20 protein-coding genes are annotated in these 17,640 nt (G+C 62.0%); 11 read left to right on the top strand and 9 right to left on the bottom strand.

Features of this window, described 5'->3' with window-relative positions; translation table 11 throughout:
• On the top strand, nucleotides 1-566 hold a 566-nt coding region (locus I554_RS0115540), incomplete at its 5' end, for a nucleoside 2-deoxyribosyltransferase (protein WP_024577548.1).
• Between the two features lie 38 nt (nucleotides 567-604).
• Nucleotides 605-1,210 carry a hypothetical protein gene (locus I554_RS0115545; RefSeq protein ID WP_024577547.1) on the top strand — a complete coding sequence of 202 codons (606 nt, stop codon included), beginning with the start codon at nucleotides 605-607 and terminating at the stop codon, nucleotides 1,208-1,210.
• Nucleotides 1,211-1,248: 38 nt separating this feature from the next.
• On the opposite strand, the gene I554_RS0115550 is transcribed toward I554_RS0115545, so the two are convergent.
• Nucleotides 1,249-1,704, bottom strand: a complete 456-nt coding sequence (locus tag I554_RS0115550; protein ID WP_024577546.1) for an SRPBCC family protein — start codon at nucleotides 1,702-1,704, stop codon at nucleotides 1,249-1,251.
• Between the two features lie 43 nt (nucleotides 1,705-1,747).
• On the bottom strand, nucleotides 1,748-2,722 hold the full coding sequence (locus I554_RS0115555) for a tripartite tricarboxylate transporter substrate-binding protein (protein WP_024577545.1): 975 nt from the start codon (nucleotides 2,720-2,722) through the stop codon (nucleotides 1,748-1,750).
• Between the two features lie 181 nt (nucleotides 2,723-2,903).
• Between I554_RS0115555 and I554_RS0115560 the strand changes: the two genes are divergently transcribed.
• Together I554_RS0115560 and panB are read left to right on the top strand one after the other, a co-directional pair.
• Nucleotides 2,904-3,488 carry an NnrU family protein gene (locus I554_RS0115560; RefSeq protein ID WP_024577544.1) on the top strand — a complete coding sequence of 195 codons (585 nt, stop codon included), beginning with the start codon at nucleotides 2,904-2,906 and terminating at the stop codon, nucleotides 3,486-3,488.
• Between the two features lie 3 nt (nucleotides 3,489-3,491).
• Entirely contained in the window at nucleotides 3,492-4,340 is an 849-nt protein-coding gene (gene panB, locus I554_RS0115565) for a 3-methyl-2-oxobutanoate hydroxymethyltransferase (protein WP_024577543.1), read from the top strand.
• 113 nt (nucleotides 4,341-4,453) lie between these two features.
• Here panB and I554_RS0115570 read toward each other — a convergent pair whose 3' ends face one another.
• On the bottom strand, nucleotides 4,454-5,236 hold the full coding sequence (locus I554_RS0115570) for an outer membrane protein (RefSeq protein ID WP_024577542.1): 783 nt from the start codon (nucleotides 5,234-5,236) through the stop codon (nucleotides 4,454-4,456).
• Nucleotides 5,237-5,553: 317 nt separating this feature from the next.
• On the bottom strand, nucleotides 5,554-6,306 hold the full coding sequence (locus tag I554_RS0115580; protein WP_024577540.1) for an outer membrane protein: 753 nt from the start codon (nucleotides 6,304-6,306) through the stop codon (nucleotides 5,554-5,556).
• A 247-nt stretch (nucleotides 6,307-6,553) separates the two neighbouring features.
• Between I554_RS0115580 and I554_RS0115585 the strand changes: the two genes are divergently transcribed.
• Entirely contained in the window at nucleotides 6,554-6,937 is a 384-nt protein-coding gene (locus I554_RS0115585) for a helix-turn-helix transcriptional regulator (RefSeq protein WP_024577539.1), read from the top strand.
• A gap of 25 nt (nucleotides 6,938-6,962) precedes the next feature.
• Here the strand turns inward: I554_RS0115585 and I554_RS0115590 are convergent, their stop codons facing one another.
• Nucleotides 6,963-7,169, bottom strand: a complete 207-nt coding sequence (locus I554_RS0115590) for a hypothetical protein (RefSeq protein ID WP_024577538.1) — start codon at nucleotides 7,167-7,169, stop codon at nucleotides 6,963-6,965.
• Nucleotides 7,170-7,392: 223 nt separating this feature from the next.
• Here I554_RS0115590 and I554_RS0115595 point away from each other — a divergent pair, with 223 nt between their 5' ends.
• From I554_RS0115595 to I554_RS0115610, 4 genes are all read left to right on the top strand, one after another.
• Nucleotides 7,393-8,046 carry a tetratricopeptide repeat protein gene (locus tag I554_RS0115595; protein WP_024577537.1) on the top strand — a complete coding sequence of 218 codons (654 nt, stop codon included), beginning with the start codon at nucleotides 7,393-7,395 and terminating at the stop codon, nucleotides 8,044-8,046.
• A gap of 12 nt (nucleotides 8,047-8,058) precedes the next feature.
• Nucleotides 8,059-8,559, top strand: coding sequence for a hypothetical protein (locus I554_RS0115600; RefSeq protein ID WP_024577536.1), 501 nt, complete (start codon nucleotides 8,059-8,061; stop codon nucleotides 8,557-8,559).
• Between the two features lie 84 nt (nucleotides 8,560-8,643).
• Nucleotides 8,644-10,041: a ribosome biogenesis GTPase Der gene (der, locus tag I554_RS0115605; RefSeq protein ID WP_024577535.1), complete on the top strand. Its 1,398-nt coding sequence runs from the start codon at nucleotides 8,644-8,646 to the stop codon at nucleotides 10,039-10,041.
• 105 nt (nucleotides 10,042-10,146) lie between these two features.
• On the top strand, nucleotides 10,147-11,805 hold the full coding sequence (locus I554_RS0115610; protein ID WP_024577534.1) for a Spy/CpxP family protein refolding chaperone: 1,659 nt from the start codon (nucleotides 10,147-10,149) through the stop codon (nucleotides 11,803-11,805).
• A gap of 1 nt (nucleotide 11,806) precedes the next feature.
• Here the strand turns inward: I554_RS0115610 and I554_RS0115615 are convergent, their stop codons facing one another.
• The 3 genes from I554_RS0115615 to I554_RS0115625 all read right to left on the bottom strand — a co-directional run bounded on the left by I554_RS0115615 (nucleotide 11,807) and on the right by I554_RS0115625 (nucleotide 13,891).
• A complete protein-coding gene (locus I554_RS0115615; RefSeq protein WP_024577533.1) occupies nucleotides 11,807-12,619 on the bottom strand; it encodes a methyltransferase domain-containing protein in 813 nt (270 codons plus the stop codon).
• 50 nt (nucleotides 12,620-12,669) lie between these two features.
• A complete protein-coding gene (locus tag I554_RS0115620; protein WP_024577532.1) occupies nucleotides 12,670-13,047 on the bottom strand; it encodes a DUF2147 domain-containing protein in 378 nt (125 codons plus the stop codon).
• A gap of 100 nt (nucleotides 13,048-13,147) precedes the next feature.
• A complete protein-coding gene (locus I554_RS0115625) occupies nucleotides 13,148-13,891 on the bottom strand; it encodes an SDR family oxidoreductase (RefSeq protein WP_024577531.1) in 744 nt (247 codons plus the stop codon).
• A gap of 136 nt (nucleotides 13,892-14,027) precedes the next feature.
• On the opposite strand from I554_RS0115625, the gene I554_RS27780 reads away from it, so the two are divergent.
• Both I554_RS27780 and I554_RS0115635 read left to right on the top strand, forming a co-directional pair.
• Nucleotides 14,028-15,152: a bifunctional GNAT family N-acetyltransferase/class I SAM-dependent methyltransferase gene (locus tag I554_RS27780; protein ID WP_343205812.1), complete on the top strand. Its 1,125-nt coding sequence runs from the start codon at nucleotides 14,028-14,030 to the stop codon at nucleotides 15,150-15,152.
• 148 nt (nucleotides 15,153-15,300) lie between these two features.
• Entirely contained in the window at nucleotides 15,301-16,014 is a 714-nt protein-coding gene (locus I554_RS0115635) for a PilZ domain-containing protein (protein ID WP_024577529.1), read from the top strand.
• Between the two features lie 96 nt (nucleotides 16,015-16,110).
• On the opposite strand, the gene purF is transcribed toward I554_RS0115635, so the two are convergent.
• Nucleotides 16,111-17,628 (bottom strand): amidophosphoribosyltransferase, encoded by a 1,518-nt coding sequence (purF, locus tag I554_RS0115640; protein ID WP_024577528.1) that lies wholly within the window; start codon nucleotides 17,626-17,628, stop codon nucleotides 16,111-16,113.
• Nucleotides 17,629-17,640 lie beyond the last annotated feature (12 nt).

Genomic DNA, 17,640 nt, shown 5'->3' on the forward strand with positions numbered 1-17,640 from the left:
ATCGGGGGCGTTTCAGGGGTGCAGGTCACGGCTTATGGATCATCAGCTTTGTCATGACACATGCAGAAGTAGCCAAACCCAACCGGGTGTACCTTGCAAACCCACTCGGGTTCTCAGAGGCTGGATCTGAATTCATTCGTCGAGTGCTTTTGCCCGAACTTACGAATCGCGGGTTTCAGGTGATTAATCCGTTTGATCTAGTCGATCTGAGTAAGATTCGAGAAATTCAAGCCATGCCAATCGGTTCGGCTCGCATCGATGCATGGAAGGCGCTGAATGCAGTGATAGGCAAAACCAATCAGGAAACTATCGATAGCTGCGACGTCGTCCTCGCAGTATTGGATGGAACAGATGTTGATAGCGGGACTGCGGCGGAGATTGGATACGCATATGCGCGAGGTAAGAAGATTATGGGTTATCGAGGTGACTTTCGTCTGTCGGCCGACAACGAAGGTAGCTCGGTAAATTTGCAAGTCGAATACTTTATTCGTTCTAGTGGAGGAACGGTTGTTACAAAGTCGTCGGATATTGGTGATGCGATGTGGGCTTTGGTGAAGAAGAACTAAAGAATTTTAGCACGGTATCTTTTTTCGAGAGGTTTGCTGTGGGAAAGACAGTACTAGAGACGTTCACGATATTCCCATTCTCAATCGTTCTGGCACTTGCATTAGGTGAAGCGCTCAAACAATGCGTTACAGAAAGAGAAGGCACTCAAGGCTTCGAAGTCGGGGATATACGATGGGATCGTGTCCTTGCGCTTGTCACCTTTCTTTCTCTGATCCTCCCATTCTATCAAGGCATGAATCGATACTTGTTGCATACCTATGGAGGTGCTGCTTCACAAAACATCTCTGCGGGCTTTCTCATAATTGACGGCATCGCTTTTATGGCAGAGTCAGCGTTGTTCTTCGTTATGTCGCGTAATCTATCTGAGAATCGATGGCGATATTTCTACCAAACGGTATTGGCCTTGTTGCTGGTCGATTCGGGATGGGGATTTTCAGCCATTCAGCATGCTAACGATCAGGGCGTTAGCACGATCTGGAAGTGGATCGCGCTAAACGTCGTTACGAGTATTTTGCTGTTTGTGATGATTAAGTACGGAAAGCAGTTTCTCGATCAGCACAGAATTGCCATTCTTGGAGCATGTGGAATGATCGCTAGAACAGTCGTGGATTATTTTATTTCTTGGGATTTCTATTTTTCGTAGCTGCTGAACGCTTTGGCTTCGCTGCGAGCGAGATGATTTCACTTCACCCGCTTCTCGACATTCGCCTTGATATTGCCGAGGCCGATGGCGGCTTCTGCATCCATGTTGGCGATTTGCTCGTCGGTCGGCGGCTTTTTGCGTGCGGGATTGCGCAGGGTGCGGGTGAACTTCGTGCCGCCGCTCACATCCTCGCAGGTGTACTGAACGACGATAGGGCCGATGAAGTCGGTCTCGGCCTGCACGATCCACAGCTTCGGGCTGACACAGGCGCGCACGATCCAGTTCAGCGACACTTCACCCGAGCGGATGTGCCATTTCTCGTGGAACAGCTCGCCGGTATCGAGCGGACGGTTTTCGCTGTCGATATGGTGCGACGCCGCCAGCCATTCCGGCCAGGACTGCGGATTGGTGACGTAGTCGAACACCGCTTTGGCGGGGGCATTGATGACGATGTCGTGGCTGCGCTCGAAGGCGACGGTGGCAGGGGCGTTCATGGCGTTCTTCCTTCCCGGATTTTCTTGTTCTGCGTTGCGGGTATCAATTGATCCTGATGTCACCGCGCTTGATGACATCGGACCACAGCCTGATCTCGGCGTCCATCCGATCGCGCAACGCGCCCGGCGTCGAGGGCGCCGGTTCGATCAGCTGCGTTTCCAGCCGCTCGCGCACGCTGGGCTTGGTCAGCGCATCGTGCACTTCGTCATTGATCTGCGCGACGAAGGCGGGCGGCGTGCCGGCAGGCGCGATCAGCGCATTCCATGCGTCGGATTCCACGTCGATGCCGCTTTCCTTCAGCGTTGGAATATCGGGCAGGAAACGGGAGCGTTGCGCGGTCGCGACCGCGAGGATCTTCACCTGACCGCCCGCGAGTTGCGGCGTCACCGCAATGGCGGGGAGGCACGCGGCCTGCACGTCGCCGCGGATCACGGCGGTCACCGCCTGCGGCGAGCCTCCATAGGGGATGTGCACCATGGTGGCGCCCGCGCGCTGCGCGATCGCTTCCATGGTCAGGTGCGACAGCGAGCCCGCGCCGATCGAGCCGAAGGCCAGCGGCGTTCCCTTACGCTGGAGCATCGCCAGAAACTCGGCCACTGAATTGACGTTGAGACTCGTGGGCACGACAAGCACGCTCGGCAGCGAAGTCAGCATCGTCACCGGCGCGATGTCCCTGGCGGGATCGTAAGGCAGTTTCGAAAACAGCAGGGTGTTGATGGCGAGCGGGCCACCGAGACTGATCCCGAGCGTCGCGCCGTCGGGCGCGGCCTTGGCGACGGCATCGGTACCGATGTTACCGCCTGCGCCGGGCTTGTTCTCGACAATGAAACTCGCACCGGGATGGCGCGCCTGAAGATCGTCGGCGACAATCCGCCCCACCAGATCCGGCGTCGAACCCGGTCCATAGGGCACAATGATTCTCACGATTTTCGGCGGCCAGGCTGGCTCGGCCGCATGGGCCTTCAAGGCGGGCGCTGCGAGAACCAGCGCGAGCGTAGCGATTGCAAGGGATTTCATTGGGCCGGAAAGAACTTGTAGCAGGGTTGCGATGCAGAAGCGGCATTGCGCGCCGCACCCTAAAAGTGATACCGGGGCACGATGCCGCCGGACATTAACAGGGTCCCGCGCGCGGTGGAATGTCTCGGAAGGCGGTGCTGAAAACCGCTGCGAGCAGAGCGGAAAAGGGAGGGGCGGGCAGATGGGCTTGTTGATCCTCATCGCCGGATTGGCGCTGTTTCTCGGCGTCCACACGTTGACCACGCTGCGCGGTCCGCGCGCCGCCGCGATCGCGCGGCTCGGCGAGGGCGGTTACAAAATTCTCTATGCGCTGGTGTCGTTCGCAGGGCTCGCGCTGATCGCGTGGGGCTTCAGCGTCTATCGCGCCACCGGGTGGATCAACGTGTGGTATCCGCCGGTCGCGCTGCGCCACCTTGCGCGGGCGCTGATGCTGCCTGCGGTGATCCTTGTGGTGGCATCCTATATCCGTGGCCGCATCTATACGACGGTGAAGCATCCGATGCTGGCCGGCGTGAAGCTGTGGGCGCTGCTGCATCTTCTCGCGAACGGCGATCTCGGATCGATCATCCTGTTCGGGTCGGTTCTGGCATGGGCGGTATACGACCGCATTTCGCTCAAGCGCCGCGAGGATCCCGGTGCGCCGCCGATTCCGGTCGGCGGCGTCGGCAACGATCTGATCGCGGTTGCGGTTGGCGTCGTGGTCTATGCCGCGCTGGCCTTCGCATTCCATCCTCTCGTAATCGGCGTCCCTGTGATTGGAGCTTAAGACATGTCCGTGCAGACAGCGGTGAAGCGCAAGACCGCGCCCGATATCCTCAAGCGCAAGGGCGGCGATCCGATCGTAATGCTGACGTCGTATCACGCGCACACCGCGGCGCTGGTCGATCGCTATTGCGACGTTATCCTTGTCGGCGACTCGCTCGGCAACGTGATGCACGGCTTCGAGACCACGGTGCCGGTCACCCTCGACATGATGATCCTGCAAGGCCGCGCGGTGATGCGCGGCTCGAAAGAGGCGCTCGTCGTGGTCGATATGCCGTTCGGCTCCTATGAGGCTTCGAAGGAGCAGGCGTTCCACTCCGCGGCGCGCGTGCTGAAGGAAACCCATTGCGGCGCCGTAAAGATGGAAGGCGGCGTGCGCATGGCGGAGACCATCGAGTTCCTCACCACGCGCGGCATCCCGGTGATGGGACATATCGGTCTTACGCCGCAGTCGATCAACACGCTTGGCAGCTTCAAGTCGCAGGGCAAGGACGAGGCGATCAAGATCGCTGCGGGCGAGAACGGCAGCGGTCCGTTTCAGGATGACGCGCGCGCGGTGGCGCAGGCCGGCGCATTCTCGATTGTCGTGGAAGCGGTGGCCGAGCCGCTGGCCCGCCGCATCACGGAGATTGTCTCGATCCCGACCATCGGCATCGGCGCCAGCAATGCCTGCGACGGTCAGGTGTTGGTGCTGGAAGACATGCTGGGGCTTTCGCCGTGGGTGCCGAAGTTCGTCAAGCGCTACGGCAATCTCGGGCCGGGCATCGAGGCCGCGATTCAGGATTATGCGAAGGAAGTGCGCTCGCGCGCATTTCCGGGGCCGGAGCATGTTTACGGCATCAAGCCCAAGGGCTGATACGTACGAACAGTTGTTTAGCAAAAAGCCCGGCGCATCGGGCCGGGCTTGAGTTTGAAAACTGGAGATTCGGATAGCAAAGCGGCGCGGCTGTGAAGCCGCGCCGTTACCGTTTAGAACTTGTAGTTCACGGCTGCCCGGACGACATGGAATCGATTGTCGTACGTGGTCACGAGGTTGAATCCCGGCGCACTCGTTGGATTGAGAACCGTTTCGTTGCCAAGGTCGTAGTAGAGATACTCAGCTCTCACCATCCAGTTGCTCGAGACTGCGTATTCCACGCCGCCACCTGCAACCCAGCCGGACAATGTTCGGCTTGTTGTGAGAGGGTTGTTCACTGCGAAGCCGGTGTAGTCGGTGCGATAGTCCACGTCGGCGAAGGCGCCGCCGCCGGTGCCGTAGATCAGCCAGCGATCCCAAACCCAGCCGAGCCGGCCGCGAATGGTGGCCAGCCAATTAACGTTCTGATCCGCGACATGGTTGAAGCCGAAGGGGCCGATCGGAACGCCGCCCGCGGTGATTGGACGGGTGTTGTTGTTGCGGATGCCCGTGCCGGAGAAGTCGCCTTCGATGCCGAGCAGCCAGTTGGGTGCGAACTGCCAGTTGTAACCAATCTGGCCGCCACCCACCACGCCTGCCTGGTTGCCGTTGCCGAATGAGGCTGTATCAAATCCCGGGAAGAGATCGTTTCTCTGGGTGATGTCGGAGTCACTCCAGCCGCCGCCGACATGGACGCCAGCGTAGAAGCCGGTCCAGCTCCACACAGGAGCAACAATCGGCGGAGGGGCTTTGTATCGCGGAGCCATGTCCGCGGCAGATGCACTGACTGTGTAGGCTAGAGATGCGCTGCTGATTGTGAGGGCCGCGAAGGCCGTCGTCTTAAGTAATTTCCGCATGATGCACTCCCCAAAAAAATGTCTGAGTTTGGCAGTCGAGCCGGAAATGCCCTTAAGAAAATTCCATCACAAAAAGCAGCCGATGACTGTCACCAACAAGTCACGTTCCGCCAGCAATTTGAAGAGGTTAGGTCAGCGGTACTGGCGCATTTTGAAATGCGTTTTCGCGCAGTTCGCCCGTCTTGATTCAGGGCGTGCGCGCGATAGCGCGTGCATCGCGAACGAAATGAAAGAGCCCGGCGCAGTGCACCGGACCTGAGTTTCGAAACTGGAGAAAAGAATTGATGGCGCAACCGTGAGGCCGCGCCATCAAGGACTCAGAACTTGTAGTTCACGCCTGCACGGACGACATTCACCTTTGTGCTGAAAGTGGTGTTGTACGCGAGAGGCGGGGCCACAACCGACACGTTCGACACCGCCTCCGAGCCGAAATCGTAATAGAGATATTCGAGCCGCGCGGTCCAGTTGTTGGCAAATGCATATTCAGCGCCGCCGCCGACAGTCCAACCCGATTTGGTCGTGTTGAAGTTGCCGGAATTGAAAAGTCCGAATCCGGTGAGGTTGGTGCGGTAGTTAATGTCGGCCCAGGCAGCGCCGCCGGTCACATACACAAGCCAGCGATCCGCAGCATAGCCGAACCGGCCGCGTACGCTTGCCATCCAGTCAATGTTGCGCTCAGCCTCGTGCGTAAACGCTGCGCCTATCGGCGCTCCGCCGAGCGTGATGGGTGCTGAGCTCGACTTGCGAATTCCCGTTCCGGAAATGTCGCCTTCGATGCCGAGCACCCAGTTCGGCGCGAATTGCCAGTTGTAGCCGATCTGGCCGCCGCCAACGACGCCACTGCCGTTGCCGCCCAGTCTGGCGGTGTCAAAGGGACCAAATCCCGAGACAGTCGCGGTCGCGTCGCCATCGCTCCAGCCGCCGCCGACATGACCGCCGATAAAGAAGCCGGTCCAGCTCCACACTGGCGCCATGACCGGCGCCTTGGTGTAACGCGGTCCGAGATCAGCCGCCGATGCCGATGCCGACGTCACTGCAATCAACGCTGCGGCAGCAAAAAGCTTTCTCATAATTTTCTCCGTATGATCTGAATGAATTCATCTGCCCAGCCGTCCGGGCTGTGTTCATTGTCAGCGAACAGTCCCGGTTCGACGGCGCAAATCATCGTGGCGCGAACCTAGGAGTGCGGAGAACGCGAGTCTTGGACTGCGCGGCACGTCCTTGGACTAAACGCTACCCGCACCCCGATTTGAACCGGCTGTGTCTATCCAGCGACACACCCTTGGGCGGGCATCGCCCCAAGGGTGGATGGATTGCATGGACGGTTATTTTTTCCCGACGCGCAGCTCACGATTGGGCGCGATCAAGGCGTTTATCGTTTCAGAGATTGATAATCCCGCGCTGTGTCTGGCCGACATCGCTGCGCATCAGGGTATTTCGTCGAGCTATGTCAGGAAGCTGTTCGCGGCCGAAGGAACGAGGTTCACGGCCTTCGTTCTCGAAACCCGACTCGAATATGTTTCGCGGATGCTGCTCGATCCCGACAACCGCGCGCAGTCCATCAGCGCGATGGCGCTGAAATGCGGCTTCAACGATATTTCCTATTTCAACCGGGTCTTCCGCAAGCGCTACGGCTGTACGCCGTCCGATCTGAGGCGCGGGCGAGATGTGACGGGTGCGGCGGAGAGTGCGACGGCGTAACGCTGTCGCACGGAAGCAGCCAGACTTATTGGGAGCGGCTGAGCTGCTCTTCGGTCACGATCCGCTCGATGTTCTCGGTCTTGCTTCGGATGCGATATCGCACGCGTCCATCCGCCTCGATCGGCATGCAGCCGACGATGGTGTAGACGTTCGACTGGATTTTCTGGGCGCGGCCCTGGGGTCCCTGACTTTGATGATGGACGTCGTCGTTGATCGAAAAGCTGTGTGTCATGGATTCTCCCGAGAGTTGACGGGTTGTAGCAGCCGGTCGGGGCAAAGCAACGATGCCGCCGAGGGGGCCTCCAAAACAGTGTTAACACTTTGATCCGGCTGACTTTGCCTTGCAGTCGCCATACCGGTACTGTATCGCCGCGTCACATCGGGGAAGCCGCGGCGGCTGCGCGGCGGGTGGTGCGGCCACAGCTCTTTCAAAACAGACCGGGCGGGACAATTAAGTGTCTGAAATATTTAATGAAATCGACGAGGACTTGCGCCGGGAGCAGCTCAAGAAGCTCTGGGAGCGCTATTCGATCTTCATCATCGCGGGAGCGATTCTGATCATTGCGGCGGTCGGCGGCTGGCGCGGATACCAGTATCTGGAGGCCAAGAAGGCCGCCGAGGCCGGGGCCGCCTTCGAGGCTGCGATCACGCTGTCCGAAGAGGGCAAGAAGAGCGAGGCCGAGGCTGCCTTCGCCAAGATCGTAGCCGACGGCTCCAAGGGCTATCGCGTGCTGGCGCGTCTGCGCGCCGCTGCGGATGCCGCTGCCGCCGATCCGAAGGCCGCTGCCAAGCTGTACGACGCCATTGCGGCCGATCCCGCCGTCTCTGCGTCCCAGCAGGATCTCGCGCGTATTCGCGCTGCCGGTCTGCTGATGGAAAGTGAACCCTACGCGGAGATGCGCCAGCGCCTTGAGCCGGCGACCGGCGAGGGCCGGACCTTCCGGCATACCGCCCGCGAGTTGCTGGCGCTGTCGGCCTACCGGGCCAACGATGCGACGGCTGCCCGTCAGTGGCTGGACATGATCGGCAACGATGCGCGCACGCCGGCGAGTATGCGCAGCCGCGCCGAGGCGTTGCAGGCCTTGCTGCCGCCCGCCGCGAAAAGCTGAAGCGAGACATCGATGCGCCGTCCGCAACGCCTGATTGCCGCCACCATTCTTGCCGCGATGTCGCTCGCGCTTGCCGGCTGCTCCAGCGGCAATTTCGATCCGACCGATCTGATGGACTGGTTCGACACCAAGAAGAAGATTCCCGGCGAGCGCAGGCCGGTATTTCCCGAGGGCGTGCCGGGCGTCGAGCAGGGCGTGCCAAGGGACATGTACAAGGGCTCCCGCCAGGATCCGCCGCCGCCGGTAGCCGAGACCCCGCCGCCTGCACCGGAGCCGAAGGCCAAATCGCGCAAGTCCGCAACGCGGGAGGCTGAACCGTTCCCGCAGCCGGTGGATGAGCCCGGCGCGGCTGCGCCGAAGATGAAGAAGCCAAAGCGAACCCGCATTACGGCGCCGGAGCCCGATCCCGAGCCTGCAGCGCAGGCCGCGCCAGCGCCGCAGCATGCTGCGCCCCAGCAGCAGGCGCCATCCTCATTCCCTGCGCCACTGCCAAGCGGGGGCTTCGCGCGCTGATTTAGACTCCCGGCGCGGTCCTTTGGGCTGCGCATTTTGATCCCTTTATTGACACGAGGTCCGTAAAGGGCGAACGGATCACCCATGTCCTTCACCATCGCTATCATCGGCCGGCCCAATGTCGGCAAGTCGACCCTGTTCAACCGGCTGGTTGGGCAGAAGCTGGCGCTTGTCGATGACCAGCCGGGTGTGACGCGCGACCGCCGCGAGGGGGACGGGCGTCTCGGCGATCTCGAATTCACCCTGATCGACACGGCCGGTCTCGATGAAGGCCCGAAGGGCTCGCTGACCGCGCGGATGCAGGAGCAGACCGAAGCGGCGATCGCGCTGGCCGACGCACTGATGTTCGTGATCGATGCACGCGCGGGACTGACGCCGACCGATCGCGCCTTCGCGGACTTCGCACGCCGCGCCAACAAGCCGGTGGTGCTGGTCGCCAACAAGAGCGAGGGGAAGCACGGCGAAGCGGGCGCGATGGAATCCTACGCGCTCGGGCTCGGCGATCCGATCCCGATTTCCGCCGAACACGGCGAAGGGCTCAGCGATCTTTACGACGCGCTACGCGTGCTGATGCCGGAGCCGGCCGAAACCGATGAGAACGAGGATGATCCGGACTCGTTCGAGAACGTGGACGGCGAGGATGAGAACCTGTCGACGCGCCCGATCCGCGTCGCCGTCCTTGGACGACCCAATGCGGGCAAATCAACGCTGATCAATTACCTGCTCGGCGAGGAACGGCTGCTGACCAGCCCCGAAGCCGGCACCACGCGCGATTCCATTGCCGTCGACGTAATGTGGAAGGGCCGCGAGTTTCGCGTGTTCGACACCGCCGGCCTGCGGCGGCGTTCGCGCATCGAGGACAAACTCGAAAAGCTTTCGGTCTCGGACGCACTGCGCGCGGTCCGCTTCGCGGAAGTCGTCGTGCTGATGATGGATGCGCAGAACAGGTTCGAGGAGCAGGACCTGCGGCTCGCCGATCTGATCGAGCGGGAAGGCCGCGCCCTCGTGATTGCCGTCAATAAATGGGATCTGATGGAGCGCGCGCCGAACCAGATCGCCCGGCTGCGCGAGGATGCCGACCACTGGCTGCCGCAGGTGCGCGGCGCGCCCATCGTCGCGGTGTCCGGCATGATGGGCGAGGGCATCGACAGGCTGATGAGCGCTATCGAGGACGCCTACGGTGTCTGGAACCGGCGTATCTCGACTGCATCGCTCAATCGCTGGTTTGAGCAGGCGGTCCAGACCAATCCGCCGCCGGCGGTGTCGGGCCGGCGGCTCAAGCTCAACTACATCACACAGGCCAAGGCGCGTCCGCCGAGCTTCGTGGTGTTCTGCTCGCGCTCGGACGCGATCCCGGAATCCTACCTGCGCTACCTGATCAACAGCATGCGCAGTTACTTCGAACTGCCCGGCACTCCGGTCCGCATCACGCTGCGGGAGAAGGACAATCCGTTCGCACATAAAGCGAAGCGGAAGTCTTGAGATTCCGGCAGACGGAACAATTTATCACTTAATGGATTGATTCAGGTTTCGCGCCGTCGGGACCCGCATGTGCGGCTCCCGTTGTCCGTTGCAGCGGAGGGTGCCATGCCGATTGTCAGGTCAGGATTCATTACGCTCCTTGCGCTGGTTTTCGGCGCGCTGTTTTTCCTCGCGGCCTATGACGCCGCCTCAGCAAGGCCCGGCGGCGGCCATGGCGGCGGAGGCGGAGGTTTCCGGGGCGGAGGTGGCGGCTTCCACGGCGGCGGCGGTGGTTTTCGTGGGGGCGGCTTCCATGGCGGAGGCTTCCGCGGTGGTGGCGCGGCGTTCCGTGGCGGCGGCGTCCGGATGGGCGGCGGACATGCCTTCCACGCCCGGCCGTATATGTCCCGTTCATTTTCCCGGCCGAGCTACCGGGGTGGGCGGTCCTACGCCGTCCACAATCGGCAATTCAACCGCAGCGCGCGGTTCAACTCGTCTCGCGGCGCCGTTGCTCGCAACGCAATGGGGACCTCGAGCACAAGAGCGCTGAACGTTCGAAACACCCGCAATGCAAACGCAGTGCGGAATGCGTTCCACGCCCGTCCGGTCAACCGGGCCCTGCGCAACACCAGCGCGCTTCGTAACCCGGCAACCCGCGCGCTCGTCACAACACGTCTGGCGACGGCGGGCTGGCATGGAAATCATGGCTGGTGGCGTCACCGTCACGGCGGTTTCGGATGGGTGGGGCCGGTGTTCTGGCCGTTCGCCTTCTATGACATCTACGGTTACTCGCTGTGGGGCTACGACTACGACGTGGCCTTCTGGGACTATGGATATCCCGACATCTACGCGGGCATCTTCGCGCCTTACGGCTACGACGATCTGATCGGCTACTCCGGCTATCTGCCAGGTTATGCCGCGCGGAGCGGGAGGGGCCGGGAGTCCTTTGCCTCGGCCGATCCGAATGATCGTGTCAGCCTGACACAAATGTGCGGCGAGGACAGCCGCGACATCGCCGGATTGCCGATCGACGCGATCCAGAAAGCGCTTGCGCCTGATGCGGCGCAGCGCGCGGCGCTCGACGATCTCGCCAACGCTTCGCAGAAAGCCGGGCAGGACATCAAGGCCACTTGCCCGACTGACATTGCGCTGACGGCGCCGCGTCGCCTTGCGGTGATGCAGCAGCGGATCGAGGCCATGGTGGCAGCGGTGAAAACCGTGCAGCCGCCGCTCGAGAAGTTTTACGGGCTTCTCAGCGACGAGCAGAAGGCGAAGTTCAACGCGCTCGCGCAGCGGCAACGGCCCGCACGGTCCGGACAGACCATGGCGACGGCGCGGCCGAGCTGTGATGTGTCACAGCCCGGCGTGACCGATTGGCCGAGCGCGATGATCGATCAGGCGGTGAAGCCGACTGACGATCAGCGCAAGGGACTGGAAGCTCTCCAGAGCGCCGCAGCCAAGGCATCGGACATGCTGAAATCATCCTGCGTGTCGGAGAATGCGAACACGCCGCCCGCGCGGCTCGCGGCTGTCGGCAAGCGGCTCGATACCATGCTGCAGGCGGTGAAGACCGTCCGCACGCCGCTGGACAGTTTCTATGGATCGCTCAACGACGAGCAGAAGGCGAGCTTCGATGCCATCGGCCCGAAGCGGATGAGCGCCCTGGATGAAAACGCCATCGCCCGCAACGACGCGGATACGCCGCGCCGCGCACGTGGCCGCCGCCACCATCATTATGGCAACGTCGACTACATGATCCGGCGTATGATGTCGTTCGTTCGCTAATTCAATTCGTGGCGGTGATGACATGAGCCCGGATGAGGCCGTCGATCGGTCCATTTCCAAATCGGCGCGCCAGCGCGTCCGCCGCGACCTCCGTCGCCTTTTCGAGCAGCGATGCATCGCGCGTCTCGATTTCGTTTCTGAGCGGTGTTCCCTGACAGTAGGCGATCGCAACGTCGCGCGGTGATGCAGCTTTGCTCTTGTGGTTGACGGTTTCAGGGGAAATGCCGGTGAAGCCCGCAGCGGCCAGCTCACCGCGTATTTTCGCAACATCGTGGTAGCCGTGCGGCGTGCGGGCCATGAACATCGGCGGGTCTTGCGGAAATAACGTGGCCAGTGACGCGGTCACGACATCGGCAAATTCGTTGTTGCCGATCCGGTCCCATACATTGAAGAAGAAATGGCCGCCCGGTTTCAGGACACGGCGGGCTTCGCTGAAACCCTTGACCTTGTCGGGAAAGAACATCGCGCCGAACTGGCAGGCAACGACGTCAAACTCCTGATTTCCGAATGGCAGGGCGAGCGCGTCGGCCTGCCGCCATGTGACCCGGCCGGGGTGAGATTGCTTCGCCATGGCATGATCGAGCATCGGCTGATTGAGATCGGTTGCCACGATCCGGGTCCGGGCGGGAAGCCGCGATACCATGGCTCGCGTCAGGACCCCCGTTCCGGCAGCGGTCTCAAGCACATTTGCGGGATCGACCTTGGCGATCCGCTCGGCGAGGTCGTTTGCATAAGGTTGAAAAATGAGAGGAACAAAAAGCCTGTCGTAGATCTCGGGAATTGATCCCGAGAACAGCTTGTCGGTCGCGTCCATGTCGATCCTCCGCCATCTGGAAAATGGAGCGATTCTGATTCACCGGCGGCTTAGTTCGCCCGTGTCCATGTCGAGGACTTGCAGATCATTCCGCCCATGGCGCAGCCTGCTGTTGTCAACGTGCCGCCTGAGAGTGACATCTTGCCGGCATAGGTCTTGCCGTCTTCCGGATTGAATGCGGAGCCCTTCCACGCATCCGTGCCGTCCGGTTTCATGTCGTAGAAAATGCGCTGGCCGACCTTGGCGGGCGTTTCGACGCCCGGCTTGAGCCACACAAGCGAGCCGCAATACGCGCCGCCGCCACACGAGCCGATCTTGACCTTCGATGCGCCGGTGTCGCGCAGCCACGTGCCGCTGGGATCGCCTGCCAATGCCGATGTACTAACGAGCGCGAGAGCAGCGATTGCGGCCGCAATTTTCAATGCCATTCCGTTTCCCCTCAAATATGCGCCAGCCTCTTTGTGCGAGCTTGCGCAAATTGAACAGGGGGACGTGAGGAGTGTCAACCGCAGGGCCTTGTGGCGGACGTTACTCGACCGGCGTGCGGAAGCTCTTGAGCGTCTTCGACGGGTAGTCGAAGAACTTTCCGGTCTCGGTCCAGGACGGTGCGCACATCGGCACAATGAATTCTGCGGCCTGTTCCGGTGTGTCGAGGATCATCGGGTCCTCTCCGGGCATCACAGTGGCTCGCATGCGGGTGCGGATCGGTCCGGGGCTGAACAGGTTGACGCGGATCGGTGTCGTTGCGGTCTCGTTCGCCCACACGCGCACGAGCGCATCGAGCGCGGCCTTCGATGCGGCATAGGGCCCCATATAGGCGGTAGCCTTGTGAGCGATGCCGGAGGTGATGAACACCGCGCGCGCCGCGTCGGATTTTTGAAGCAGCGGCTCCATGCAGCGGATCAGCTGGAAGTTTGCGGTGGTGTTCACCGCGAACATGTTGTCCCAGAATTTCGGATCGGTGTGACCGAGCGGCGAGGACGTACCCGCGACGCCCGCATTGCCGATCAGAATGTCGAGCTTGCCATGGCGTTCGTTCAGTGCGGCACCAAGGCGCGCGATGCCGTCGAGGTCGGTCATGTCGAGCGGCACCAGCGTAGCATTGCCGCCGTCGGCGCGGATGGCATCGTCCAGCTCCTCGAGGCCGCCTTGTGTTCGCGCCACCGCAATGACGTGCGCGCCGGCTCGCGCCAGCGCGCGCGCCGTGGCGTAGCCGATGCCGCGCGATGCGCCGGTGACGAGGGCGATGCGGGCGGAGAGATCAACGGGCATCCGAAAGGCATCCTTTTCGTAACGGCCGGATTGGGCGGCCAGCGTGAGCAGTCTTTTAAAGGGGCCGTCGCGTGGCACAAGGCCGGAATGCCAAAAGACCGGAGTATAGCCGGGCAAGGCATGGTACAGGGACGCCATGAGTTCGACGCTTCATTCCCGGGCGGGCCGCTGGCGCCCCATGTCGGAGGCCGATCTTCCGGCCGTCAATGCTCTCGCTAGCTGCATTCATCCGGACTATCCGGAGGATGAAGTGGTATTTGCCGAGCGGCTGCGGCTTTATCCGGACGGTTGCCGGGTGCTGGAGGGCGAGCAGGGTCTGGTCGCCTATGTCGTCAGCCATCCATGGCGGCATCTGGAACCGCCGTCGCTGAACGCGCTGCTTGGCGGACTGCCGCCGCAGCCATCGACGTTCTACATCCACGATCTTGCGCTGGCGCCGGAAGTGCAGGGCACCGGCGCGGCAACAAGCGTCGTCGCTTGGCTCGCGGATCATGCCTCCGCCTGCGGTCTGCCCGACATGTCACTGATAGCGGTCAACGGCTCTGCAGGCTTCTGGCAACGTCAGGGATTTAAAGCGGTGCACGATCCGCTGCTGGAGTCCGGGTTGCGCAGCTATGGCGACGACGCCCGCTTCATGGCGCGGCCGCTCGAGTGGCATGCGTCGTCGACAGAAATTGGCGGGCTGTATGAGCGTCACGCCACGGCATTCGATCGGGATCGCGGCAACCGGCTGGTGGAGCGCGCCTGGTTCGAGCGCTTCAGGGATGTCATGCCGGACGGTGCGGACGTACTCGATCTCGGCTGCGGGTCGGGCGAGCCGATCGCACGCTATTTGATCGAGGCCGGGCATCGCGTCACCGGTGTCGATTCAGCGCCGACGCTGATCGGGCTGTGCCGCTCGCGCTTTCCAGATGAGACGTGGATCGCGGGCGACATGCGCGAAGTCTCCCTTGCGCGCCGTTTCGGCGGTGTCGTTGCCTGGAACAGCTTCTTCCATCTGACGCCGGACGATCAGCGCAAGATGTTCAGGATTTTTGCGGATCACGCCGGTCCGGGCGCAGCGCTGATGTTCACCAGCGGGCCGCGTGCCGGCGAGGCGATCGGCTCGTATCAGGGCGAGGCGCTCTATCACGCCAGCCTCGACACGGCGGAATATGAGGCGCTGCTCGCCGCGCACGGCTTTTCAACCGTGCAGCATGTCGTCGAGGATCAGTCCTGCGGAGGACTAACGGTGTGGCTGGCGCGCACGCTGTCCGCCTAGTTGTTCGGCGATTGTGCGCAATTTGTTGAAAATTGAAGACTCATTTGCAGGTTGCGGATAACCGCAGAGATGAATTCCGCCTTTCGGGTCATTTCCTCGTAAAGTTCAGCGTATTAGAGCCAGCAGGCTTTATCGCGAGGATCACGCTTTGTCCGTCAAAGAGTTTCTCAAGCAGCGAGCCGTCAAGGTCATAGTTGGCGGTAATTATAAACTTCCAAACTGGTATGATCCGCAGGGGCGGCTACGCACCTTCGCATGCCGGACAACCCGCGTTTCACCGTTCCGGATGATGGTCGAGGTGCCGGTGGTCGGCAAGGTCGGCGACCGCGTCACATCCTATTTCCGCGACTTCGGCACGTTCGACGGCTCCATCACTGACACGGTCGCGGGCGGCTTTCTGGTCGAGCTGGAGATGGTTCGCGCGCTGCGTGAAAAGTTTGCGAGCAAGCTCACCTGGCTGGAGAAGAAGCAGAAGGACCCCAGTATTTCCGACGAAAGGAAGGATGCGCGAATTATTCCCGCGAGTTCGCATTCCACGCTGACCCTGGCCGACGGCAACATCCAGGAATGCTTTGTGATCGACATGTCGGCTTCGGGCGCAGCAGTCTCGGCCCAGTTGCAGCCGGAGGTCGGAACGCCGCTGGCCGTTGGATCCTGCATCGGCCGCGTGGTCAGGCTTCTGCCAGACGGGTTCGCGGTCAGGTTCGTCGAGCGGCAGAATTGCAATGATCTCGACCGCCTCATCATCCGGCCGGTGTCTCTGCGCCCGGCAGCAGTTCAAGCGCGACGCGTGGCGGATGTGACCATCATGCAGTCGACGAGAACGATGTCTGGGGGAGCGGATTTGATCGTGAGCCGCTGACCGCTCGGCCACGCATGACCACCCGCGAGCGGAAACGCTTCCGCTCTCCTCATGTCCCGATTGTTACGGCACACAACACGCGAAGATGGAGACGGCTTAGCTCGCTTCCGCCAGCAGCGAGAGCTGGTGCTGCGGCTGTTCGACCTGGGTCTGGTCGGTGAGGTGGGTCGGATAGGCGCCGGTGAAGCAGTGATCCGCGAACTTCGGATTGGCCGGATCGCGCTCAGCGAATCCCATCGCGCGGTACATGCCATCGATCGACAGGAACGCCAGCGAGTCCGCGCCGATGATCTGCCGCATTTCCTCAAGCGTATGGGTCGCCGCCAGAAGTCCGCCACGGTCCGGCAGATCGATGCCGTAGTAGTCCGGATTGACGATCGGCGGCGAGGCGAGGCGGAAATGGACTTCCTTCGCGCCGGCGTCGCGCATCATGCGCACGATCTTCTTGGAGGTGGTGCCGCGCACCAGCGAGTCGTCGATCAGGATAATGCGCTTGCCCTCGATGGCGGCGCGGTTGGGCGCGTGCTTCATGCGCACGCCGAGTTCACGCACGCTCTGCGTCGGCTGAATGAAGGTGCGGCCGACATAGTGGTTGCGGATGATGCCAAGCTCAAACGGCACCCCCGAGTGCTGGCTATAGCCCACGGCCGCGGGGACGCCGGAATCCGGCACCGGCACGATCACGTCGACATCGACGTGGCTTTCGCGCGCGAGCTGCGCGCCGAAGGCCTTGCGGACTTCGTAGACCGAGCGGCCGCCGACGATGGAGTCGGGGCGCGAGAAATAGATGTATTCGAAGATGCAGGGGCGGGGCGGCTGCGGCGGGAACGGTTTGTGGATTTCCGTGCCCTTCTCGTCGAACACGATGACTTCGCCGGGCTCGATGTCGCGGACATACTTCGCGCCGATGATGTCGAGCGCGCAGGTCTCGGAGGCGAGGATCGGACAGTTGTCGAGTTCGCCGAGCACCAGCGGGCGGATGCCGAGCGGGTCGCGCGCGCCGATCAGCTTCTTGTTGGTCAGCGACACCAGCGCATAGGCGCCTTCGATGGCGCGAAGAGCTTCGATATAGCGCTCGATGAAACGGCCGCGCTTCGATTGCGCTACCAGATGCAGGATCACCTCGGTGTCGGTGGTCGACTGCATCATCGCGCCGTGGCGGACCAGTTCGCGCCGCAGCGTCAGGCCGTTGGTGAGATTGCCGTTGTGGCCGACGGCAAAGCCGCCTGCATTGAGTTCGGCGAACAGCGGCTGCACGTTGCGCAGGATGGTGCCGCCGGTGGTGGAGTAGCGGACATGGCCGACGGCCATGTTGCCGGGAAGGCGTTCGATCACTTCGGCGCGGGAGAAGGTGTCGCCGACGAGGCCGAGGCGGCGTTCGGAATGGAAGCGGTGGCCGTCGTAGGTGACGATGCCGGCGGCTTCCTGTCCGCGATGCTGGAGGGCGTGGAGGCCGAGGGCGGTGATTGCCGCGGCTTCGGGATGGCCGAAGATGCCGAACACGCCGCACTCCTCGCGCAGCGTGTCGCCGTTCAGATCCTTGTCCAGATCGTCATCCAGGTCGTAGTCGGATTTGGAGGGGGGAGTGGAGTGATCGCCGGAAGGGGTTTTCATATGGTCCACCGC

The sequence above is a fragment of the Afipia sp. OHSU_II-C1 genome, assembly GCF_000497575.1.
GTDB lineage: Bacteria > Pseudomonadota > Alphaproteobacteria > Rhizobiales > Xanthobacteraceae > Afipia.